Origin of the sequence: Acuticoccus yangtzensis, from assembly GCF_001927245.1 — a bacterium.
Lineage (GTDB): Bacteria > Pseudomonadota > Alphaproteobacteria > Rhizobiales > Amorphaceae > Acuticoccus > Acuticoccus yangtzensis.
Genome location: NZ_MJUX01000001.1, coordinates 971,659 through 993,886 on the forward strand (window position 1 = coordinate 971,659; position 22,228 = coordinate 993,886).

Consider the following 22,228-nt stretch of genomic DNA (forward strand, 5'->3'; position numbering starts at 1 on the left):
ACGCCTCCTCCTTAATAAACGGAGGAAAAACGCTATGGGCGTCGAAGGTAAAATCATCTGCGTCACCGGGGCGAGCCAAGGGATCGGCAAAGCCTGCGCGCTGACACTCGCGAAGCACGGCGCCAAGGTCGTGGCCGCGGCGCGCGGTGAAGACAAGCTGCAAGCCGTCGCCGACGCGGCCGAAGGGTCCATCCTGCCGGTGCGCTGCGACGTCACCGGCGAAGCGTCCGTCAACGCCCTCTTCGCCCGGATCAAATCCGAGTATGGCCGGCTCGACGTCATCTTCAACAATGCCGGCGCCAACGCCCCCGGCACCAATTTCGGCGATGTCAGCTATGACGATTGGCGCAGGGTCGTCGGCGTCAACCTGGACGCCTGCTTCCTCGTCGCCCGCGGCGCCTATCGCATGATGCGCGACCAGGACCCGAGGGGCGGTCGGATCATCAACAACGGTTCGATCTCGGCCCATGCGCCGCGTCCGGGCTCCGTCGCCTACACCGCCTCCAAGCACGGCGTCTCCGGCCTCACCAAGACGATCAGCCTCGACGGGCGCAAACACGACATCGCCTGCAGCCAGATCGACATCGGCAACGCCCAAACCGACATGGCCGCGCGCATGGCGACGGGCGTCCCCCAGGCGAACGGCGAAATCGCCATCGAGCCGCTGATGGACGTGCAGGTGGTCGCCGATACGATCGTCTACATGGCCGGGCTGGACCTCTCCGCCAACGCCCAGTTCCTCACCGTGATGGCGACGAAGATGCCCTTCGTCGGCCGCGGCTGATCCACGCCTGCGTCACACGCAGCGCTCGGGCTTGCCGCACCGGCAAGCCCGTCAGGCCGGGGACAGCCCCGGCCCTCGCCGGTCAGGCGATGCTTTCGATCACACCTTCGTCGGTGACGACGCACGACGCCTGGCCGCCGCCGGCGCTGAGGAGCACCGTGTAGCGCCCCGGCTCGGTCTGCGACGAGGACACCGGCAACACGTCGCTGGCGCCGAGCCGCGTCTGCGCCTCCGTGGCGCACAGAAGCTGCAGGTCCGCCGGGGCGGTGACGACCGAGGCCCGGACCGCGCCGGACTGCGGCTCTGGCGCACTGGTCGAGGACGACTGGCAGGCCCCCAAGCTCAAGGCCGCCGCCGCGACCAGCCAGATCTTCATCATTGCGCTCATCTCCTCAATCGTCCTTCTTCACGGCGCACCACACGCCGCACTACACACCCCGGTAAAGCGCCGCGCCCTGCATCAGGACGATGACCTTCGCCCCCACCGGCACCCGCTCGTAGAGGTCGATCACGTCGTCGTTGTTCATGCGGATGCAGCCGGACGAGATGTCGAGACCGATCGACCATGGCTCGTTGGTCCCGTGGATGCGATAGATCGTGTCCTGGTTGCCCTCGTAGAGGTACATCGCGCGGGCGCCGAGCGGGTTGTCCACGCCGCCGGGCATGCCGTTGGCCCACTTCGCCGCCTTCGGGTCGCGCGCCACCATCTCGGCCGGCGGGGTCCAGGTCGGCCATTCGGTCTTGCGGCCGACGCGCACGATGCCCGCCCAGCCGAACCCGTCGCGCCCGACGCCGATGCCGTAACGCATCGCCTTGAAGTCGCCAAGGACGAGGTAGAGGAAGTGCTTGTTGGCGTCGATGACGATCGTGCCCGGCTTCTCGGCCGTGCGGAAGGTCACCACCTGGCGCTGAAAGTCGGACGGAACCTGACCGTGCTGCTTGTAGTAGCGGATGGCCTGGCCGGGGTCGTAGGGAACCCAGGTGCGCGTGTTCGGGTCGAACACCTCGGTCGCGTGGGCGATGCCAAGGGCCAGAACGCCCGCCCCCGCCAGTGCCGCCATCCGCGCGATCGTCGATCTCATCGGGTCCACTCCGCAATCTTATCCGCATTCGCGGCCATCCACTCGTCCGCCACCTCCTTGGCGGTCTTGCCGTCGACGTGGATGGCGTAGCTCATCGCCTCCGCGTCCTCGGCGGTCAGCGCCATCTTGTCGAGAAAGGCAGTGATCTCCGGCTCGGCCGCGGCGAAGTCGGTCGCATAGCCGATGTGGTAATAAGCCGGCTCCCAGCCCGACCCGGCCTTGGACTTCTCGAGCCACGCCGGGTCCACGTCCGGTGAAAGCACCTCCCAGGTCGCCGGGTCGTAGGCGGGCTCGTCCAGGGTCACGATGTCGTGCAGCGCGAACACGTGATGCGGCGCGTAGCAGTAGAAGACGATCGGCGTCGCCAGCGCCACCGCAGCGTCGACGGCCGCCATCGCCATGTCCTCGGGCATGGTGAGGAGCATCATCGTCTGGTCGTAGCCGTAGCTCTTGGCCCGCAGCCGTTCGATGCGCGTCGCCGACCAATCGAAGTCGCCGATCCACATCTCGCCGCGGCCGTCACCGTCGGTGTCGAACTTCGCCGCCATCTCCGGCTTGGCGAGGTCCGCCACCGCCTTCAGCCCGGTCGCCTCCACCGTCTCCCTGGTGGTGCAGATGTTCTGCGTCGCCTCCACGCGCGCCGGCGCCAGGCTGAGCGTCTTCAACTCGTCGGTATATTTCGCGACGTCGACTGACGAATTCGGCAACCAGATCTCGGGATGGATGTCGATTTCGCCCCGGTCGATCGCGTCGAAGAGCTGCACCGTACCGATCGGCCGCTTTCTCACGGCCGCGTCATAATGCTCTTCCAGCACGGTGCCGATGATCTCGGACGTCACCGCCGCGGTCGGCCAATCGGGCACGCCGATCACCACCGTCGTCTTCGCCGCTGCTGGCCCCACCAGGGCCGCGCTGGCTGCCATGGTGGCCGCCAGAGCCAGGATCCGCCGCATATGGCTCCCCTCGTCTTGGGCGCAACCATACGGGCCGCGCATCACTCCCACGACCATGCATGTCAGCCAAATCGGGGCAACATTGCGGATCATTCGCTCGTGAAGTGTGACCAATCTTCAACAGGCGATCCGCCGCACTTTACCCGCCGCGCAGAATGCCCCAATTACGAACAAAGATGGAACTCAAGGGACTTTCATGCCGCCCTCCACCGGCCGCACGCGCTCGCTGAAGGAAAAGCTCGCCATCCTCGCGGACGCGGCGAAGTACGACGCATCCTGCGCCTCGTCCGGCACCACCAAGCGCAACGCCAAGGCGTCCGGCGGGATCGGCTCGACCGAAGGGTCCGGCATCTGCCACGCTTACGCGCCTGACGGGCGGTGCATCTCGCTCCTCAAGCTGCTGCTGACCAACGCCTGCATCTACGACTGCGCCTATTGCATCAACCGTGTGTCGAGCCGGATCGAGCGCGAGGCCTTCACGGTCGAGGAGGTGGTGGACCTCACCCTCTCCTTCTACCGCCGCAACTATATCGAGGGGCTGTTCCTGTCGTCCGGCATCATCCGCTCGGCCGATCATACGATGGAACAGCTCGTGCGCGTCGCCCGCACGCTGCGGCTGGAGCACCGCTTCCAGGGCTACATCCACCTGAAGACGATCCCCGACGCCTCGCCGGAGCTTCTGGCCGAGGCCGGGCGCTGGGCGGACCGGCTGTCCATCAACATCGAGCTGCCGACGGAGCGCAGCCTGACCTCCTTCGCGCCGGAGAAGTCGAGCCGGATCATCAAATCGTCCATGGCGCACCTGAAGACCGGCATCGAGGCCGCCAAGCGCACCCCGCGCGAGGAGAAGACCGGCCGCGCCAAGCCCCGCCGCTTCGCCCCTGCGGGCCAGTCGACGCAGATGATCGTCGGCGCGGACGGGGCGAGCGACCTCACCATCCTCACCACCAGCCGCACGCTTTATACGTCCTACGACCTGCGCCGGGTCTACTACAGCGCCTTCTCGCCGATCCCCGACGCATCGTCGGCGCTGCCGCCCGCCCCGCCGCCTCTGGCGCGCGAGCACCGGCTCTACCAGGCCGACTGGCTGACCCGCTTCTACGGTTTCGAGCTGTCGGACCTCGAAGGCGCCACCGCCGGCGGCATGCTGGACCTCGAGATCGACCCCAAGCTCGCCTGGGCGCTCGCCCATCGCGAGGCCTTCCCCGTCGACCTCAACCGCGCCCCGCGCGAGATGCTGCTGCGCGTGCCGGGCCTCGGCGTGAAGGCGGTGGACGCGATCGTCAGGACGCGCCGCTATCGGCGGATGAGGTTCGAGGATCTCGCCCGTCTGACGCCGACCGCGCGCAAGGCCAAGCCGTTCATCGTGCTGGAGGGCTGGCAGCCGGCGCGCCTGCTCGACGATGCCGCACTGCGCCAGCGCTTCATCAAAGGCCCGTCGCAGCTCGACCTCTTCGCCGCCCCACCCCCGCCCATAGCGCACACGTCCACGGCGACCCTGCCGCTGGCGGCGACAACCGTGCTGTGACGGCCCCTGCCCGCGCCGCCGCGCCCGCCGCTTCGGGACCGTGGCGCGTCGACCTCGCCCACCCGGCCGACTTCGCCGCCTTCCGTAACACCGCGCGCAAGCTGACCGCGGCCGGGGTCGACCCGCGCGACGTGGTGTGGCAGGTGGCGCAGGAGGATGACGCGCCCCGCGGCCTCTTCGGCACGGGCCGGAGCGTCGATGCGCTTCCCGAGCCGACGCCGGAGACCGCGCCGCGCGCCCCCCGCGCCTTCCTCTCCCTCGCCGAGGCCGTCGTCTGCCACAACGCGCCGGAGAGGTTCGCGCTTCTCCACCGCCTGCTCGCCCGCTTCGCCGCCGAGCCGAAGCTCCTCGACATCGCCAGCGACCCGGACGTTGCCAAGGCGCGCACGATGGCCAAGAACGTCGCCCGCTGCAGCCATAAGATGAAGGCCTTCGTGCGCTTCCGCGAGACGACGGATGCCGACGGCACCGCCCGCTTCGTGGCCTGGTTCGAGCCCGAGCATCATACGCTGGACCGCACCGCGCCCTTCTTCACCCGCCGGTTTCCCGAGATGCGCTGGTCCATCCTCACCCCGGACCGCTCCGCCCACTGGGACGGCGAGACGCTGACCATGGGCCCCGGCGCCTCGCGCGACGTGGCGCCGGACGGCGACATCAACGAAGACCTGTGGCGCACCTATTTCGGCGCGATCTTCAACCCGGCGCGGCTGAAGGTGAAGGCGATGCAGTCCGAAATGCCGAAGCGCTACTGGAAGAACATGCCCGAGGCGGAGCTGATCGCCCCGCTGATCAAGTCCGCCGCCAGCCGGGCCGAGGCGATGGTGGCCGCCCCAGCCCTCGGCCCGGCGCGCTCCACCCGCATCGCCCGCGAACGGCGGAGCGAGGCCGACGCCGTCGCCGCCTTGGGCGACCACTTCGAGACGCTGGCGGACCTGAAGCGGGCGCTTGGCCACTGCACGCGCTGCCCGCTGCATGGCCCGGCGACGCAGGCCGTCCCCGGCGAAGGGGCGTTGGATGCGCCGATCATGTTCGTCGGCGAGCAGCCGGGCGACCAGGAAGATATTGCCGGCAAACCCTTTGTCGGCCCCGCCGGGCAGCTCTTCGACCGGGCGCTGGCCGATGCCGGCATCGACCGCAACCGCACCTTCATCACCAACGCGGTGAAGCACTTCAAATTCGAGCCGCGCGGGAAGCGGCGCATCCACCAGAAGCCGTCGATTTCAGAGATCCATGCCTGTGAGGCGTGGCTCACGGCCGAGCGCCGCTTCGTGCGGCCGCGCCTCACCGTGGCGCTCGGGGCGAGCGCCGCGCGCAGCCTTCTCGGCCGCACGGTCACCATCGGCAAAATGCGCGGAAAGCCTCTCGATTGGGCCGATGGGACGCCCGGCTTTCTGACCGTCCACCCCTCTTTTCTCTTGCGGCTTCCGGACGAATCGGCACGTCGGGCAGAGTATGATAAATTCGTTGCCGACCTGTCACGTGTGCGTGAGATTTCAGTGGCGACAGGCCTGTGACGCTAGACGAGGCGGGCCTCGGTCCGCCTTTATCCGTTAAGCCTATGCAACGGTCGGGCCTCTCGATCCGTTGTACCTAAGCCAACGGTCACATACCTGATCGTTCATCTCGGCTACTGTTGAAGCTTCGGGGATACTCCATGCGCCTTTTGATTGCGGCTGTCGTTGCGGTGCTGTGTGTCGGCGAGGCCGCGGCACAGTCTTGCACCTCGTTGCGCAACCAGCTCGCCGCGGCGCAGAGCGGCGGCGGGTCGGCCGACCTCCAGCGCCAGTACCGGGCTTACGGCTGCAATGCGTCCGGTTTCGGCCGGCACCGTGCGTGTGCGGGGATCGAAGCGCGTATGCGCCGCGGCGGCAACACGCGCGAGGTTGCGGCGTTGCAACGCCGCGTTGCCTCCGCCTGCGCCGAGCAGCGTGTCGTGCGGCGGGAGGCGCCCAAGCCGAAGAACGAGGAATATGTGATGATCGGCGGCCGCCTCGTCGCCGGCGTCCACACCGAAGGCAAGCGGGACCGCGGCATCTTCTCGGGCCTGTTCGGCAGCACGCGCCGGGTGCAGGAAGAGCGCCGCGTCGTCAGCTACGAGCCGGACACCGGGCCGAGCAAAGGCGTCGAGCGCGTCAATCTGACGAACGAGCGGCCGACGTCGAGCAGCAAGGATTCCTATTCGTCCTCGGCCACCCGCTCCAGCGGGCACCGCAAGGGTGAGATGCGCTACGGCAGCTCGCGCACCGTGTGCGTGCGCCTGTGCGACGGGTTCTATTTCCCGATCAACAACAACTCCCACTCCGACAATTTCTACGATGAGCTGGCGATGTGCGTCGGCCGCTGCCCGGGCGCGGACGTGTCGCTCTACAGCCACAACAATTCCTCGCCCGTGGAGAGCATGCGCTCGACCATGACCGGCGAGAGCTATGTGAACCTTCCCACCGCTTTCGCCTATCGCAAGCGAGTCGTGTCCGGCTGCGGATGTCAGCCGCAGTCGATCGGCGCGCCGAACTCCAAGGACATCGATGCCGTGGTGGCCTCGCTGCGCGCCAAGGGCGAGGCGCAGACGGCGACCGACGGAGCGAGCGCCGCCGAGACGGCCGCCGCTGCCGCCGCAGCTTCGCAGGAGCCGCAGTGGACGCCGTTCCGCGCGGTGTACGACGAGACCGGGCAGCCTTTGCCGCCCCTCAAGACGGACCGCACGTCCGAGCCCCCGGCGCGCCTCGTCGGCCTGACCCTGCCGGAGGCGCCGGAGGACGACGAGCCCGCGGCCGGCTCCAGCAGCATCGCCATGAACCAGACCGACGATTATCGCGATGTCGGCCCGCAATTCTTCTCCGAGACGCAGGCGGCGACCGACCGCATCGCTGTTCGCCAGCGCCGCCAGGGAATCGTCACGTCCGCGGTCACGGTGATCCCGCTGACGCCCGAGGCCGCCGCCGCGGCTGCCGCGGCCGAGGACGATCCCGTCGAGGTGACGCCGCTCGGCTCGGCCCCGGCCCGCGTCCCCGCCGCCGACGCGCAGGGCGGCTGATCACCCCGCCGAGCCTCGTTTGCCGACGAAGAAGAGCCGGGCACTCAGCGCCCGGCTCTTCTTCGTTCGTCCCGTAGCGTCATGCGCGCGCCGGCCGGTCAGTCGATCTGCGACAGCGCCGCGCCGAGTCTCCGGTCCGCCTCCGCCCGGCCGAGGAGGCGCAGGATCGGCGCCAGCTCCGGCCCGCTCGCCTCCCCCGTCAACGCCAGACGCAGCGGCATGAAGAGCGCCTTGCCCTTCGCCCCTGTCGCCGTCTTCACCGCGCCGGTCCACGCCTTGAAGGTGGCCTCGTCCCACGGCTCGGGCGGGAGAGCATCGCGCGCGGCCTGAAGCACCGGCCGGTCGGACGGGCCGACCGGCACCACCGCCGGGCCATCGCGCAGGATCGCCACCCAGGGCAGAATGTCGGTGCGCACGGAGAGATTGCCGCGCAGCGCCTCCCACACCGCGGGATCCGTCACGCCGCAAGTCTCCGCCAGCCAGTCGGCCACCGCGGCGAAGGGCATCTCGTGCAGCAGCGCCGCGTTCAGCCGCTCCACGTCGGCCGGGTCGAAGGTGGCGGGGCTCCGGGAGATCGCCGAAAGGTCGGCGCGGGCGGCGAGCGCGCCGAGGTCCGCCACCGGCTCCACCGGGTTCGACGTTCCGGTCAAAACCGCCAGCGAGGCGACCGCCATCGGCTCGATGGAGGCCGCGCGCAGACGGGTCAGCGACAGCGGATTGTCGCGCTTGGAGAGCGGCTCCCCATCGGCGCGGGTGAGAAGATTGTGGTGGCCGAAGGCGGGCGCCGCACCGCCCAGCGCCTCGAACAGGGCAAGCTGCACGCCGGTGTTGGTGATGTGATCCTCGCCGCGCACGACGAGGGTCACGCCCATGTCGAGATCGTCCACCACCGAGGTGAAGGTGTAGAGGTAGCTGCCGTCCGCGCGCACCAGAACGGGGTCGGACACGGCGTCGAGGTTCACCCGCTGCTCGCCCCGGCAGCGGTCGTCCCAGGTGCGCTGCCCGTCCGGCAGGCGGAAGCGCCAGTGCGGGCGGCGCCCCTCCGCCTCGAAAGCGGCGCGTTCGGCGTCGGTCAGCGCCAGGCCGGCGCGGTCGTAGACCGGCGGACGGCCACGCGCCCGCTGCAGGGCGCGTTTGCGCTCCAGCTCGTCCGGCGTCTCGTAGCAGGCGTAGAGGAGGCCCGCCGCCTTCAGCCGCGCCGCCGCCGCGTCGTAAAGCGGGATGCGGTCCGACTGCCGCTCGACCCGCGCCGGAACGATGCCCAGCCATGCGAGGTCCGCCGCGATCGCCTCCGCATAACGCTGCTCGGAGCGTTCGGTGTCGGTGTCGTCGTAGCGAAGGATGAAGCTGCCGCCGGTGGTGAGGGCGACGGCGTAGTTGTAGAGCGCGGTGCGCGCGTTGCCGATGTGGATCTCGCCGGTTGGGGACGGGGCGAAGCGGACGATCTCGGGCATCAGGGTCCTGGCTTGGTCGCACGGGTGGCGTGGCGGGCGGCCCCTGCGCTGTCGGCGGGGCCTCAGCGTCCTAACCGTCCGCGCCGCGATCGTCCACGCCCCTCGCCCACGGGCCCCTCGCCCACACCCCGCGCGGCCGCGGACGGGCTCGCCGGAGCTCCCGGCGCGCCCGTCTACTGCGGCAGCTCCCGCGCGATGGTGCGGCCGAGGGCGAAGAGGCGCTGCTCGACGAAGCGCGGCACCTCGCACACGTAGGGCAGAGAGGCGCGCCGCTCGTTGAAGATGCGCGTCTGCCATTCCAATGCGGTCTGCGCCTCGGCGATCGCCTCGGCATCCGCCGCCCCGTCGCGCCGCAGGGCGCCGAAGTCCGCCGCCATCTGCCGCACCTGCGCGGCCACCTGGCGCTGGCGCCGGGCGTAGCGCTCTATGCCGTCGATGATCTGGCTGCGCTCGGCATTCATCGTCTGGAACAGGCCCGCGAAGAGGAGCGTGAGGCGCTCGCCCTCGTCGGCGCCGAGACCGGCGGCGAAGGTCTCGATCTCCGCCGCCGCCTCCTCCACCGGCAGGCGGCGCTGGGACAGGCGGCTCACCATCGCGGCCACCTCGTCGTCGGCGCGCCAGTCGGCGGTTTCGTCGAACACCGGGCCCGTCCACACCGCGGCGGGCGTCAGCGATGGCACCTTGCGCTGAACGCAGGGCCAGTCCCCGTCACCCTCGGCGGCGAGGACCGGGGAGACGGCCAGGACGGCACAGAGCGCGCCCGCGGCGAGCCGGACCCCGCGCATCGGCTCAGTCCGTCACGTTGAAGATGGCCTGCTGGCTCTCCCCGGTGGTGCCGGGAATGCGCAGCACGAAGCGGCCGGGGCGGATGGGGATGAAGTCCATCTCGATCTCGCCCTCGTCGTCGAATTCGAAGGAGGAGACGCCGAGCGGGCGGATCTCGATATCGTTGATGACGATCTCGTTGATCCACACGTTGCGGAAGAATTCCGGGCCCTCCAGCGCCATCTCGCCCGAGCCGTCGGACTGGATGACGAGTTCGTAGAATTTGCCCGCCTTCAGCTCGTAGGGCGCCTCGGCCAGCGGCTGGCCGACGGAGAGTTTCAGCGGCGGCAGGTCCTCCGCCCCGCCGGTGAGGAGACCGGCCTGGCCGAAGGCGGGGCCGGCGACGAAGGCGCCGAGGGCGAGGGCGGCGGCAGTGATGCGCAAGGTCATGACGTCTCTTTCTTGTTATGGTTAGTCGGCGAGCGTGACGACGCCCCAGGGGAATTCACCCACGGGGATGGTGTTGACGACCTCGCGCGCGGCGACGTCGATGACGGAGACGTCGTTGGAGACGCCGTTGGTTGCGAAGATCATGTCCTCGTCAGGCGAGAAGCCGAGCTGCCAGACGCGCTGGCCGACGAGGAGATAGTCGGTCACCTCGTAGGTGGCAGCGTCCACCACGGCGACGCGGTTGGCGGGGCCGAGCGCCACGAAGGCGGTGCTGCCGTCCTTGGTGATGCGCACGCCGACGGGCTGGATCGCTTCGGGCCTGAGGCCGGGCACCTCGAAGGTGATCTTGTGCGTCACCTCGTGCTTGATCGGGTCGATGATACTCACCGAGCCGCCGATTTCGGACGAGACCCAGACCTCGGAGCCGTCCGCCTTGAATTCGGCGAAGCGCGGGCGCTGGTCCACAAGGACGTTGCCGACGATCTCGTGGCTCTCCGTATCGATGAAGTGGGCCATGTTCGTCGTCTCCGAGGTGTTGACGATGAACTTGCCGTCCGGCGAGACGCCCATCCCCTCCGGCTCCACGCCGACCGGGATTTCGCTCACCATGGAGCGGCTCTTGAGATCGACGACGGTGACGAGATTGTCGTCCTCGTTGGCGATGTAGAGGTGGTTGCCGTCAGGGTGGAGGACGAAGAGCTCGGGATCGGGCCCCGAGGGGAGCGTATAGAGGCGCTCGTGGGTCTTGGTGTCGTAGACCTCGACGGTGTCGTCGTCACCGACGGCGACGAGGAGGTGGGTGCCCTCCTCCGCCACGGTGATGCCGCGCGGGCGCTGGCCGACGTCGATGGTGTCGGTCACCTCCATGGTCTCAGAATCGATCACCGAGACGGAGTTGCCCTTCTCGTTGGAGACGAAGATCGTATAGGCCATGGCCTGTCCGGCCGAGGCGGTGAGCGCCAGAAGACTGGCGGCACACAGGATCGCGCGCATGGTGCTCCTCCCAGGTGAGCGGCGTGGCCCTGGGCGTCGTGACGCGCCCTTGAAGGCCGTGGGTCGAAGGCGCCCCGGTCGGGTGCGCCGGTGGGCCGGCGGGGTCTACCCGCGCCGACGGTTTGGCGTGGCGACGGGCCGGCCGTCAGAAATCGCAGGCGCTCTCGGCACGGTCATAACCCAGCGTGTCGAGGAACGAGGACGGGTGAAGGAAGCCTTCCTGCGGCGACACGGAGACGACGCTCTTGCCGTCGGCGAGCAGGATGGGCTGGCGCAACTGGCGGTTCCAGGAGCGCAAAGTCAGCGCCTCGCCCTTGAAGGCGGCGAGGGAGAAGTCGGGGCCGAGAAGATAGTCGTCGATCGTTTCCGGGTCGCCCGACGCGGCGCGGGTGGCGGCCTCGCCCACGCTGCGCACCGCCATCCAGGCGAGCATGTCCTCCTCCTCCATGCGCCGCCCCACCTTGTCCAGGAAGCGGTTCTGGAGCTGGATGCCGCCCCACTGCTCGTGCACCGGGCTCCAGGCGGTCGGCATCAGGCCGGCGCTTCCCGCAACGGGCCGCGGGGTCCAGGTGTGATAGGGCACATGGGTGCCGAAAACCTCGTTCTCGTCGGCCACCACGACGATGTCGTGCTCGGGCGCGTCCTGCAGGAAGACCGGCAGGCGGCGTTGCACCTGCACGTGGCCGGAATCGGTGGTGCGCGCGCCGCCGGTGTCCTCGAAGGTGCGGTCCTCGACGATGCGGGCGCCGAAGCGGGCTGCGGCGCGGCGGATGGCGTCCGCGAAGGCGATGTCCTCCGGGTGGGAGCCGGCGACGAGGAACCAGCGGGTCCACTTCTTCCAGGCGAGATATTGCGCCAGAGCGTCGGCCAGCATCGCTCGGCTGGGGACGATGTGGACGACGTTGGCAAGGCACGTCTCGGTGCGCAGCGCGTCGTCCCTGGCGCCGACGTTGAAGACCAGCATGCCCTTGGCGTCGGCCGCGGCGGCGAGGGTGACCAGCGCCTCGCCCGGCATGTCGGCGATGACCCAATGGGCGCCGGCGGCGGCGAGGCGGTCGACCGCGGCGGCGGCCTCTTCGGGTGTGGCGGCGGTCTCGGTCAGGAGTTCGTAGGACTGGCCGGTGAAGCGGCCGGTGGTGTTGTTGTCGTCGATCGCGAGGGCGGCGCCCGCTGCGCCGAGGTCGGCGGCGGGGCGGTCCATGAGGGACAGGGTCAACTCGCGCCGTTCGGGTATCAGGTAGCCGATGGCGATCGTCACCGGCTCGGCAGCGTTCGCGGCCGTGCTGACGGCGGCCGATATAACGGCGCCGAGCGCATACGGCGCGACCAGAGCGCACGCCAAGGCGAGCGCGGCAAAGCGGCTCCTCACGGTCCCACCCATAGGTTTCTTATCGTTATACAGGCCGCGGTCTACGGCACGACCAGCCCAACGCAAACTAGACTGTGTGTCAACACTTAAAGAATCGAGACCATTGTCTAGATGCCTCGATCATTATTCAGTCTATTCCTGAAGGGGTTAGAGCGAGGCGCGACGGGAAGAGCGGGCACCGGGTGCGGGCAATTGCCTCACGAGGGCGGCCGCGCCCTGCCCATGTCGCGCAGGAGTTGCAACATCGGGAGGGCGTGGTCTCTCCCCTCGCCCGTTGGGCGGTCATGATGAAAGGAGCGGCAGACGGACGGATCGGGACAGGGCGTTTCTGTGGGAACATCTGCACGCCGCGCCGAATTGCTGGTGCAAGGAGGACGGTGAGATAACAGTCATACAGGTTCGGGCAAGGTTAGGCCCGAACACTGGTGAAGGCTGGGCAAAGGCTCATAAGCCGCTGAAAAGTGGCAGGGTGTCGCAGGCTGCATGGCAGACCTGCAACCGTTCGTAGCATTAAATGGTCGTCAGACCATGCGGCGGGCACTTCCTTTGCAGCTGGAGGGCGTCAACCACGACTTTAGTTCAGTGCAGAGGAACCGAAGATGCCAATCATCCAACTCGTTGTTGCTGTCTGTCTCAATTCGAACCCGGCGATTTGCAGTGAGGAGCGTTTCTCGTTCATGGAACAGGTGACGACGACGACGTGCACCATGCGTGCGATGCCGTATCTGGCCAAATGGGCGGGCGACCACCCGCAATATAAAATCAAGAGCTGGAAGTGCAGCTATCCGAACGTGAACGAACAAGACGCCTGATCCAAGGCGCGAGACCGGCGCTCGAGGTCCAGAACCTCAACCATTCCTATGGGCGCAAGGCCGCGTTGTCGGACGTCTCCTTCACCATCGAGCCGGGGCGGTTCACTGCCCTGCTCGGTCCCAACGGGGCCGGAAAGACCACCCTGTTCGGGCTGCTCACCCGCCTGTTGGCGCTGCAGACGGGGCGCATTCGCATCGAGGGCGTGGAGATCACCGCAGGGGCCGCCGCGCTGGCACCGCTCGGCCTCGTCTTCCAGCAGCCGACGCTCGATCTGGACCTCTCGGTTCGCCAGAACCTGACCTATTTCGCGGCCTTGCGCGGCCTGTCGCGGGCCGAGGCGAAGGCGCGCATCGCCGACGAGCTGACCCGGCTCGACATGGCCGAGCGGGCGCGCGAGCCGGTGCGGGCGCTGAACGGCGGCCACCGCAGGCGGGTGGAGCTGGCGCGCGCCCTCCTCCACCAGCCCTCGATCCTCCTGCTGGACGAGCCCACCGTCGGCCTCGACGTCGAGGCGCGCGGGCGCATCTGCCGCCACGTTCACGCTCTGGCGCGCGAGCGGGGCATCGCCGTCCTGTGGTCCACCCACCTCATCGACGAGGTGTGGCCGGACGACGATCTCGTGGTGCTGGGCGCCGGCGCGGTGCTGGCGAAGGGCCGCGCCGGGGACATCGTCGCCGAGACGGGGGCGGACGACCTCGCCGGTGCCTTCACCCGGCTGACGGGGGTCGAGACGGCGGGGGCGCCCACCCTCAACGCGCGCGAGGGGATGGCATGAGCGCTTACGTGCGTGCCGGGCTCGGCATCGTCCACCGCGAGCTGCTGCGCTTCGTGCAGCAGCGCGGCCGCTTCATCGCCGCCTTGGTGCGGCCTTTGGTGTGGCTCATCGTCTTCGCGGCGGGCTTCCGCGCGGTGCTCGGCGTCGCCATCCAGCCGCCGTACCAGACCTATATCACCTACGACGTCTACATCGTGCCGGGGCTGATCGGCATGATCCAGCTCTTCAACGGGATGCAGTCCTCTCTCTCGATGGTCTACGATCGCGAGATGGGGTCCATGCGCGTCCTGATGACGACGCCGCTGCCGCGCGCTTTCCTGCTGTCGGCCAAGCTGATGGCGGGGGTGATCGTCTCCATCGTCCAGGTCTACGCCTTCCTCGCCATCGCGGCGCTGTTCGGCATCACCTTCCGCTGGGAGGGCTATGTCGCGGTGTTCCCGGCGCTCGTCCTCAGTGGCATGATGCTGGGCGCCGTCGGCATGTTCTTGTCCTCCACGGTGCGGCAGTTGGAGAATTTTGCGGGGGTGATGAACTTCGTCATCTTCCCGTCCTTCTTCCTGTCCTCCGCGCTCTACCCGTTGTGGAGGATGCGCGAGTCCAGCGTCATTTTGTGGCAGATCTCGTCGGCCAACCCGTTCACCCATGCGGTCGAGCTGGTCCGTTTCGCGCTCTACGGACAGGCCGATTGGATGGCCGCGGGGATCGTCGCGGCGGTGCTCGCGGTGTTCCTGGCGCTGGGGCTTTGGGGCTACGACCCGTCCAAGAGCTTGCGTCTGCGCGGACGTGGGGCAGACTGACCGGCGAAAGGCGCGGCGCTGGGTGATGACGGCGCACACGCGCCCGACGAAGAGCGCAGATGCGCCGAATGACAGGGCGCGGACGCGCCGAACGATAAGGCGCACAAGCGCCGCGAATGTTGAGGCGCAAAAGCGCCATGGGGAGAGAGACATGAACGGGTTCAGCCGATCCATGATCGCGCTCGCCGCTGCCGTCGCGGCGGCCTTCAGTCTGTCCGCGGCCGGGGTCACGGCCGCCGCGGCGCAGAACCTGCCCGCCGTGCGCCTCGCCCTCCTGCAGTTCGGTACGGTGAACTGGGAGGCGAGCACCATCAAGGCGGAAGGCTTCGACACGGCCAACGGATTCACGCTGGAGATCGTGCCCTTCGCCAGCGGCAACGCCACACAGGTCGCGCTGTTGTCGGGTGACGTCGACATTTCCACCGGCGACTGGCTCTACGCCTCGCGCCAGCGGGCGATGGGCGAGCCGCTCGCCTTCGTGCCCTATTCCACCTCCATGGGCGGGCTGATGGCGCGGTGCGACGCCGGCTATTCGTCCATCGCCGACCTCAAGGGCAAGACGATCGGCGTCGCGGGCGGTCCGCTCGACAAGAGCTGGCTGATGCTGCAGGGCCTCGCCGAAGGAGAGCACGGCTTCGACCTCAAGGCCGAGACGCGCCAGGTGTTCGGCGCGCCGCCGCTTCTGGCCGAGAAGCTGCGCCAGGGCGAGCTCGATGCGGCGCTGAACTACTGGCACTATAACGCGCGGCTGGAGACGGAGGATTATTGCGAGGTCGTCTCCGCGCAGGACGCGGCCGAGGCATTGGGGGCGACAGGCAAGCTGTCGGCCATCGGCTACCTCTTCAACGAGACGTGGGCCGATGAGAACCCGGACCTCGCGGCGGGTTTCGTCGCCGCCTCCGCCGCCGCCAAGGCGCACCTCGCCACCGACGACGCCGCATGGGACGCCCTGCGCGAGGACATGAAGGCGGAGAACGACGCCGTGTTCGCCGCGCTGAAGACCCATTGGCGCGAGGGAATCCCGGCCGCGGACGTCGCCCAGGAGGAGGCCGACACCGCTGCCGTCTACCTCTATCTCGCGAAGGCCGGGGGCGAGGATCTGGTCGGACCGGCCAAGGAGATGGCGCCCGGCACCTTCTGGCACGGCCTGAAGGCCGGGAACTAGGTGGCGGACACCTCTTCCCTCGCGCCGCCGCGCACGGCACCGCGCCGGATCGTCCCGGCGCGCACCCTCGCCGGGGCGCTGTCCGTCGCCGCCTTCTTCGCGGTGTGGATGCTCGGCACCTGGTGGATGGGGCCGCGCCTGTGCCCCAGCCCCGCCGCGGTCTTCGCGTTCATCGTGCGCGAGACGGCGTCCGGCGAACTTCCCGCCGAGCTCGGCATCACCCTGGCGCGGGTGGCGGCCGCCTTCGTCATCGCCATGACCATCGGCACGGCGGCGGGGCTCCTGATGGGCCGCTCGCGCCTTGCCAACACCATCGGCGAGCCGTGGCTGATCCTGCTCCTCAACGCGCCCGCCCTCATCGTCATCGTGCTCGCCTATATCTGGATCGGGCTGACGGAGACGGCGGCGATCATGGCGGTGGCGATCAACAAGATCCCCAACGTGACCGTGACGATCCGCGAGGGGGCGCGGGCGATGGACCCGCAGCTCACCGAGATGGCGCGCATCTACCGCTTCTCACGCCGGCAGATGCTGACCGAGGTGATGCTGCCGCAGTTGCAGCCCTATATCGCCGCCGCCGCGCGGTCCGGCATCGCGCTGATCTGGAAGATCGTTCTGGTGGTGGAGCTGCTCGGCCGGTCCAACGGCGTCGGCTTCCAGATCCACCTTTATTTCCAGCTTTTCGACGTGCGTGCGATCCTCGGCTACACGCTCGCCTTCGTGGCGGTGATGCTGGTGGTGGAGTTCGCCGTGCTGCAGCCGTGGGAGCGGCGGGCGAGCCGCTGGCGCGGAGGGGCGCGGTGATGCTGGAGCGGGACGGCTACCGCGTCGACATCCGCACCAAGGCCCACCGCGGGGCGGACGGATCGCCGGTCCCGGTGATCGAAGGGCTCGCCTTCACGCTGCCGGAACGCGCCTTCACGTCGGTGATCGGCCCGTCCGGCTGCGGCAAGACCACCACCTTGCGCATCCTCACCGGCCTCGACACCGCCTATGACGGCGCCATCGACGCGCGCTTCGGCGACGCGCGGATCGCCGTCGCCTTCCAGGAGCCGCGCCTCTTGCCGTGGCGCACGGTGGCGCAGAATGTCGCGTTGGCGCTGCCGCCGGGGGCGGAGCGCGCGGCGCGGGTGGCCGAGGCTCTGGCGGACGTCGGCCTCGATGGGCTCGGCGAACGCTATCCGTCGCAGTTGTCGCTGGGCCAGGCGCGGCGGGCCGCACTTGCGCGGGCCTTCGCGGTCAGGCCCGACATTTTGTTTCTGGACGAACCCTTCGTGTCGCTGGACGAATCCAGCGCGCAGCACCTTCGCCAGTTGTTGCTGAACCTCTGGGCGCGGTATCGTGTGACCATTCTCATGGTCACCCACAACGTGCGTGAGGCGGTCCAGCTTTCGGACCACATCATCCTCCTGAGCCAGCGGCCTGCAAGAGTGGTCGACGTGGTGGAAGTTACGCTCGCACGAAATGAGCGAGATGCTGAATCTACAACCCGATTCTCCCAGGAACTGGCCGCGCTTTATCCGACCATAGTCGCGCTCTAACCTCGTCTCGCGCCCTTGTTTGGCCCCGACATTTCAACGACAACGAGGGGCCGGGGGCTGGAGACTGGGACTTCAGGCCCCTTATAGTTAAGCTAAGTGGCGGACATGGATCTTCGTTCATCTGACCGACCGTCGGCGCGTGGCCCGCGTTCGGCGCCTCAGTCGCGTAATCCTGGCGCCCCCAAGGGCCGGCAGGTCGAGGAATCGACCGTCGACGACGTGCGCGCCATCCTGCGACCCATGCCCATCCGGCGCGACATGCTGATCGAAGCGCTGCACGTGGTGCAGGACCGCATCGGCTATATCCACGCCCGCCACATCGCCGCGCTCGCCGAGATCTTCCGCCTCGCCCAGGCCGAGGTTCACGCCGTGGCGAGCTTTTACCACCACTTCGACATCGTGAAGGAGGGGCAGATGCCGCCGGCCCCGCTCACGGTGCGCATCTGCGAGAGCCTGTCCTGCCACATGGCCGGGGCGGACGCGCTGGCCGCGGCGATGGAGGCGGCGACCGACCCCGGCAAGGTGCGCATCGTGAAGGTGCCGTGCATCGGCCGGTGCGATGCCGCCCCCGCCGCCCAGGTCGCCCGCCGCGCGATCGACAACGCCACCGTGGAAAGCTTGACCGAGGCGCTCGGCGGCCCCCGCACGCCGGACATCGCCGCCTACGAGACGCTGGACGCCTACCGCGCCGAGGGTGGTTACGGCACGCTCGCCAAGATCCTGTCGGGCGAGATCAGCGCCGACGACGCCATTCGAATCATGTCCGACGCGAAGCTACGCGGGCTCGGCGGTGCGGGCTTTCCGGCGGGCCGCAAATGGGGCTTCGTGCGCTCCTATCCCGGCCCCCGCCTGATGACCATCAACGGCGACGAGGGCGAGCCCGGCACCTTTAAAGACCGCCATTGGCTGGAGCGGCGCCCGCATCTGATGCTGGAAGGCGCGCTGATCGCCGCCAAGATCGTCGAGGCGGAGCGCATCTATCTCTACATGCGCGACGAATATCAGGGCGTGCTCGAGATCCTGAGGCGCGAGATCGCGGCGCTGGACCGCGCCGGCCTCACCCACGTGCCGATCGAGCTTCGCCGCGGCGCGGGCGCCTACATCTGCGGCGAAGAGTCGGCGATGATCGAGTCCATCGAGGGTAAGCGCGGCCTGCCCCGCCACCGCCCGCCCTACATCGCCGAGGTGGGCCTCTTCGGCCGCCCGACGCTGAACCACAACATCGAAACGCTGCTGTGGGTGCCGACCATCCTTCAGGACGGCGCCGAAGCCTTCGCCAAGATGGGCTGGGACGAGAAGCACGCCGGCATGCGCTCCTTCTCCGTCTCCGGCCGCGTGAAGGAGCCGGGGGTGAAGCTCGCCCCCGCGGGGATCCCGCTGATCCGCCTGATCGAGGATTATTGCGGCGGCATGGCCGAGGGGCACACCTTCAAGGCCTTCCTTCCGGGCGGCGCCTCGGGCGGCATCTTTCCCGCGTCCATGGCCGATCTCGCCATGGATTTCGGCACCTTCGAGCCCCACTCGGGCTTCATCGGCAGCCACGCCGTCGTCATTCTGTCGGACGCGGACTCCATCCACGACGCCGCGCTCAACACGATGCGCTTCTTCCGCCACGAGAGCTGCGGCCAGTGCACCCCCTGCCGCTCCGGCACCGACAAGATGGTGCGGCTGATGGAGCACGGCGACCTCGACCACGACCTTGCCGCCGACCTGATGACGGTGATGCGCGACAGCTCCATATGCGGTCTCGGCCAAGCGGCGTCCAACTGCGTCGCCCATCTCCTGCAGCACTTCCCGGAGGACGTGAAATGAACGCGCCGACACCGGATCTTCGCACCGTCTCGTTCACTCTTGACGGGGAGAGCGTCGACGCGCTGCCGGGCGAATCCATCTGGGACGTCGCGCTGCGGCTCGGCAAGCGCATCCCCCACCTGTGCCACCGTCCGGAGCCGGGCTATACGCCTGACGGCAACTGCCGCGCCTGCATGGTGGAGGTGGAGGGCGAGCGCACCCTCACCGCGTCGTGCGTGCGGCGCCCGTCCGAGGGGATGAAGGTCGCCACCACGGGGCCGCGCGTGGAGAAGAACCGCGCCCTGGTGTTCGAGCTCCTCGCCTCCGACATGCCCGCCCGCGAGGAGAGCCCCGACCCCGACGCCGCTTTCTGGCAGATGGCCGCGCTCACCGAGGTCGGCGACCAGAGGCGCTTTCCCTCCGCCCGCCCCGGCGCCGGACAGGCGATCCCGGTGGAGAGCATCTTCCGCGACAATTCCCACCCGTCGATCGCGGTCAATCTCGACGCGTGCATCGCCTGCAATCTGTGCGAACGGGCGTGCGTGGACGTCCAGTCCAACGACGTCATCGGCATGATGGCGCGCGGCATGGAGGCGCTTCCGGCGTTCGATTCGGCCGATCCCATGGGCCTCTCCACCTGCGTCGCGTGCGGCGAGTGCGTGCAGGCCTGCCCCACCGGCGCGCTGCGCGAACGCACGACGCTGGACGAGACCGCGACCCGCCGCGCCGTCGTCGCAGACCGCACCGTGGACAGCGTCTGCCCCTTCTGCGGCGTCGGCTGCCAGACGAAGATTTCGGTGAAGGACGACCGCATCATCAAGGTGGACGGGCGCGACGGACCCGCCAACCACAACCGCCTCTGCGTCAAAGGGCGCTTCGGGTTCGACTATGTGCTGTCGCCCGAGCGGTTGACGAAGCCCCTCATCCGCCGGGACGACGCGCCCAAGTCCGCCGACGCGACGATGACTTTCGCCGACATCCCCTCGGTCTTCCGCGAGGCGACGTGGGAGGAGGCGCTGGAGCGCGCCGCATCCGGCTTCCGCGCGATCATGGACACGCGCGGCGGCGCATCCCTGTGCGGTTTCGGCTCGGCCAAGGGCACCAACGAGGAGGCCTACCTCTTCCAGAAGCTCATCCGCCAGGGCTTCGGCACCAACAACGTCGACCACTGCACGCGCCTGTGCCACGCCTCGTCCGTCGCGGCGTTGATGGAAGGCGTCGGCTCCGGCGCGGTCTCGGCCCCCTTCACCGCGGTGGAGGACGCGGACTGCATCATCGTCATCGGCGCGCGGCCGAACCAGAACCACCCCGTCGCCGCCTCCTTCTTCAAGGCCGCCGCCAAGCGGGGCGCAAAGCTCATCGTCATGGACCCGCGCCATCAGAACCTGATGCGCTATGCGTCCCACCCGGTGATCTTCAAGCCGGGGCGCGACGTGGCGCTGCTGAACGCGATGCTGAACGTCATCGTCACCGAAGACCTCGTCGACCGGCAATATATTCAGGCCAACGTGGACGGTTACGAGGCGCTGGCCGAGAAGGTGCGCGAATTCACCCCCGAGGCGATGGCCGAGATCTGCGGCGTCCCGGCCGAGACGATCCGCGACGTCGCCCGTACCTATGCGACGGCCGAGCGATCGATCATCTTCTGGGGCATGGGGATCAGCCAGCACGTCCATGGGACGGACAATTCGCGCGGTCTCATCGCGCTCGCCCTCATCACCGGCCATGTCGGCCGGCCGGGGACGGGGCTGCACCCCCTGCGCGGCCAGAACAACGTGCAGGGCGCGTCGGACGCCGGGCTCATCCCGATGCTCTATCCGGACTACAAGTCCGCCGAGGATCCCGACGTGCGCGCCCACTATGAGGACGCCTGGGGCCGCCCGCTGGACCCGGTGCGCGGCCTCACCGTGGTCGAGATCATGGACGCCATCGGCAACGGCGACATCACCGGCATGTACGTGATGGGCGAGAATCCGGCCATGTCGGACCCCGACCAGCACCACGCCAGAGCCGCCCTCGCCGCTCTCGATCACCTCGTCGTGCAGGACATCTTCCTCACCGAGACGGCGTGGTTCGCGGACGTGATCTTCCCCGCCTCCGCCCAGGCCGAGAAGGTGGGCACCACCACCAACACCAACCGCCAGGTGCAGATGAACCGCGCCGCGATCGCGCCCCCCGGCGAGGCGCGGCAGGATTGGGAGCTCATCGTGTCGCTCGCCAACGGCGTCGGGCTCGACTGGCGCTATGGCGGGGTCGACGAGGTCTATGCCGAGATGGCGAGCCACATGCCCTCGCTGGACAACATCACCTGGGAGCGGATCGAGCGGGAGGACGCGGTCACCTACCCGTCCGCCGGGCCGGACGAACCGGGCGCCGACATCATCTTCCGCGAGGCCTTCCCCACCGCGACGGGCCGCGCCAAGGTGGTGCCGACCGAGCTCGTGCCGCCGGACGAGATGCCCGACGAGGAGTTCCCGTTGGTGCTGACCACGGGCCGTCTTCTGGAGCACTGGCACACCGGGGCGATGACCCGCCGCTCCGCCGCGCTGGAGGCGCAAGAGCCCGAGGCGATCGTGGCGATGCACCCGCGCGACATCGGCGAGAAGGGCCTGAAGGCGGGGCAGACGGTGCGGGTGGAGACGCGGCGCGGCGCCGTCAGCCTCACCCTGCGCGCCGACCGCGACGTGACGAAGGGGATGATCTTCATCCCCTTCTGCTTCACCGAGGCCCCTGCCAATTTCCTGACGAACCCGAAGCTCGACCCGATCGGCAAGATCCCCGAGTTCAAGTTCTGCGCCGCCCGCGTCACCGCCACGCAGTAGGCCGCGCCGCAGCGCGCAGTGGTCCGGACCGAGTCGGCCCGGCCGAAGCGCTCCAAGCGGAGCCGGACCGCGTAGCCGTTCGCAGCGGGTGGGGCCATGGGTCGCGCGGCAC

19 protein-coding genes and 1 pseudogene are annotated in these 22,228 nt (G+C 68.8%); 12 read left to right on the plus strand and 8 right to left on the minus strand.

Going from position 1 to position 22,228, the window contains the following annotated elements; translation table 11 throughout:
• Positions 1 to 34 precede the first annotated feature (34 nt).
• A complete protein-coding gene (locus BIX52_RS04285; RefSeq protein ID WP_075219697.1) occupies positions 35 to 784 on the plus strand; it encodes an SDR family oxidoreductase in 750 nt (249 codons plus the stop codon).
• 82 nt (positions 785 to 866) lie between these two features.
• On the opposite strand, the gene BIX52_RS04290 is transcribed toward BIX52_RS04285, so the two are convergent.
• Genes BIX52_RS04290 through BIX52_RS04300 form a run of 3 tightly spaced genes read right to left on the minus strand, consistent with a single transcriptional unit; the run spans position 867 to position 2,819 of the window.
• Complete coding sequence (locus BIX52_RS04290; protein ID WP_205647690.1) at positions 867 to 1,163, minus strand: hypothetical protein; 297 nt, start codon at positions 1,161 to 1,163, stop codon at positions 867 to 869.
• Between the two features lie 49 nt (positions 1,164 to 1,212).
• Positions 1,213 to 1,866, minus strand: coding sequence for a L,D-transpeptidase (locus BIX52_RS04295; RefSeq protein ID WP_083660064.1), 654 nt, complete (start codon positions 1,864 to 1,866; stop codon positions 1,213 to 1,215).
• On the minus strand, positions 1,863 to 2,819 hold the full coding sequence (locus tag BIX52_RS04300; protein ID WP_075219698.1) for an ABC transporter substrate-binding protein: 957 nt from the start codon (positions 2,817 to 2,819) through the stop codon (positions 1,863 to 1,865). The genes BIX52_RS04295 and BIX52_RS04300 overlap by 4 nt, the downstream gene beginning before the upstream one ends.
• A gap of 196 nt (positions 2,820 to 3,015) precedes the next feature.
• Between BIX52_RS04300 and BIX52_RS04305 the strand changes: the two are divergent.
• The 3 genes and pseudogenes from BIX52_RS04305 to BIX52_RS04315 all read left to right on the plus strand — a co-directional run.
• Positions 3,016 to 4,272, plus strand: a pseudogene (locus BIX52_RS04305) (putative DNA modification/repair radical SAM protein); the annotation flags it as partial.
• A 71-nt stretch (positions 4,273 to 4,343) separates the two neighbouring features.
• The gene (locus BIX52_RS04310; RefSeq protein ID WP_075219700.1) at positions 4,344 to 5,861 is read left to right on the plus strand and encodes a UdgX family uracil-DNA binding protein; all 1,518 of its coding nucleotides are present in this window, start codon (positions 4,344 to 4,346) and stop codon (positions 5,859 to 5,861) included.
• 140 nt (positions 5,862 to 6,001) lie between these two features.
• Positions 6,002 to 7,381: a DUF2865 domain-containing protein gene (locus BIX52_RS04315; RefSeq protein ID WP_075219701.1), complete on the plus strand. Its 1,380-nt coding sequence runs from the start codon at positions 6,002 to 6,004 to the stop codon at positions 7,379 to 7,381.
• 98 nt (positions 7,382 to 7,479) lie between these two features.
• On the opposite strand, the gene BIX52_RS04320 is transcribed toward BIX52_RS04315, so the two are convergent.
• The 5 genes from BIX52_RS04320 to BIX52_RS04340 form a co-directional block, all read right to left on the minus strand.
• Positions 7,480 to 8,835: a glutamate--tRNA ligase gene (locus BIX52_RS04320; protein WP_075219702.1), complete on the minus strand. Its 1,356-nt coding sequence runs from the start codon at positions 8,833 to 8,835 to the stop codon at positions 7,480 to 7,482.
• 173 nt (positions 8,836 to 9,008) lie between these two features.
• Complete coding sequence (locus BIX52_RS04325) at positions 9,009 to 9,620, minus strand: hypothetical protein (RefSeq protein ID WP_075219703.1); 612 nt, start codon at positions 9,618 to 9,620, stop codon at positions 9,009 to 9,011.
• A gap of 4 nt (positions 9,621 to 9,624) precedes the next feature.
• Positions 9,625 to 10,050, minus strand: coding sequence for a cupredoxin domain-containing protein (locus tag BIX52_RS04330; RefSeq protein WP_075219704.1), 426 nt, complete (start codon positions 10,048 to 10,050; stop codon positions 9,625 to 9,627).
• A gap of 21 nt (positions 10,051 to 10,071) precedes the next feature.
• Entirely contained in the window at positions 10,072 to 11,043 is a 972-nt protein-coding gene (locus BIX52_RS04335) for a YVTN family beta-propeller repeat protein (RefSeq protein ID WP_075219705.1), read from the minus strand.
• A 145-nt stretch (positions 11,044 to 11,188) separates the two neighbouring features.
• Entirely contained in the window at positions 11,189 to 12,424 is a 1,236-nt protein-coding gene (locus BIX52_RS04340; protein ID WP_075219706.1) for an ABC transporter substrate-binding protein, read from the minus strand.
• 587 nt (positions 12,425 to 13,011) lie between these two features.
• Here BIX52_RS04340 and BIX52_RS22750 point away from each other — a divergent pair.
• The 8 genes from BIX52_RS22750 to fdhF all read left to right on the plus strand — a co-directional run bounded on the left by BIX52_RS22750 (position 13,012) and on the right by fdhF (position 22,116).
• Complete coding sequence (locus BIX52_RS22750) at positions 13,012 to 13,224, plus strand: hypothetical protein (RefSeq protein WP_075220169.1); 213 nt, start codon at positions 13,012 to 13,014, stop codon at positions 13,222 to 13,224.
• Positions 13,188 to 14,000: an ABC transporter ATP-binding protein gene (locus BIX52_RS04350; RefSeq protein WP_245803104.1), complete on the plus strand. Its 813-nt coding sequence runs from the start codon at positions 13,188 to 13,190 to the stop codon at positions 13,998 to 14,000. The genes BIX52_RS22750 and BIX52_RS04350 overlap by 37 nt, the downstream gene beginning before the upstream one ends.
• Positions 13,997 to 14,797 carry an ABC transporter permease gene (locus tag BIX52_RS04355; RefSeq protein ID WP_075219707.1) on the plus strand — a complete coding sequence of 267 codons (801 nt, stop codon included), beginning with the start codon at positions 13,997 to 13,999 and terminating at the stop codon, positions 14,795 to 14,797. The genes BIX52_RS04350 and BIX52_RS04355 overlap by 4 nt, the downstream gene beginning before the upstream one ends.
• 151 nt (positions 14,798 to 14,948) lie before the next feature.
• A complete protein-coding gene (locus tag BIX52_RS04360) occupies positions 14,949 to 15,962 on the plus strand; it encodes an ABC transporter substrate-binding protein (protein WP_075219708.1) in 1,014 nt (337 codons plus the stop codon).
• Between the two features lie 108 nt (positions 15,963 to 16,070).
• Complete coding sequence (locus tag BIX52_RS04365) at positions 16,071 to 16,766, plus strand: ABC transporter permease (protein WP_075220172.1); 696 nt, start codon at positions 16,071 to 16,073, stop codon at positions 16,764 to 16,766.
• On the plus strand, positions 16,766 to 17,503 hold the full coding sequence (locus BIX52_RS04370) for an ABC transporter ATP-binding protein (protein WP_083660065.1): 738 nt from the start codon (positions 16,766 to 16,768) through the stop codon (positions 17,501 to 17,503). Before BIX52_RS04365 ends, BIX52_RS04370 begins: the two co-directional genes overlap by 1 nt.
• Before the next feature lie 105 nt (positions 17,504 to 17,608).
• Positions 17,609 to 19,315 (plus strand): NAD(P)H-dependent oxidoreductase subunit E, encoded by a 1,707-nt coding sequence (locus BIX52_RS04375; protein ID WP_075219709.1) that lies wholly within the window; start codon positions 17,609 to 17,611, stop codon positions 19,313 to 19,315.
• Positions 19,312 to 22,116, plus strand: a complete 2,805-nt coding sequence (gene fdhF / locus BIX52_RS04380) for a formate dehydrogenase subunit alpha (RefSeq protein ID WP_075219710.1) — start codon at positions 19,312 to 19,314, stop codon at positions 22,114 to 22,116. The genes BIX52_RS04375 and fdhF overlap by 4 nt, the downstream gene beginning before the upstream one ends.
• Positions 22,117 to 22,228: the final 112 nt, after the last annotated feature.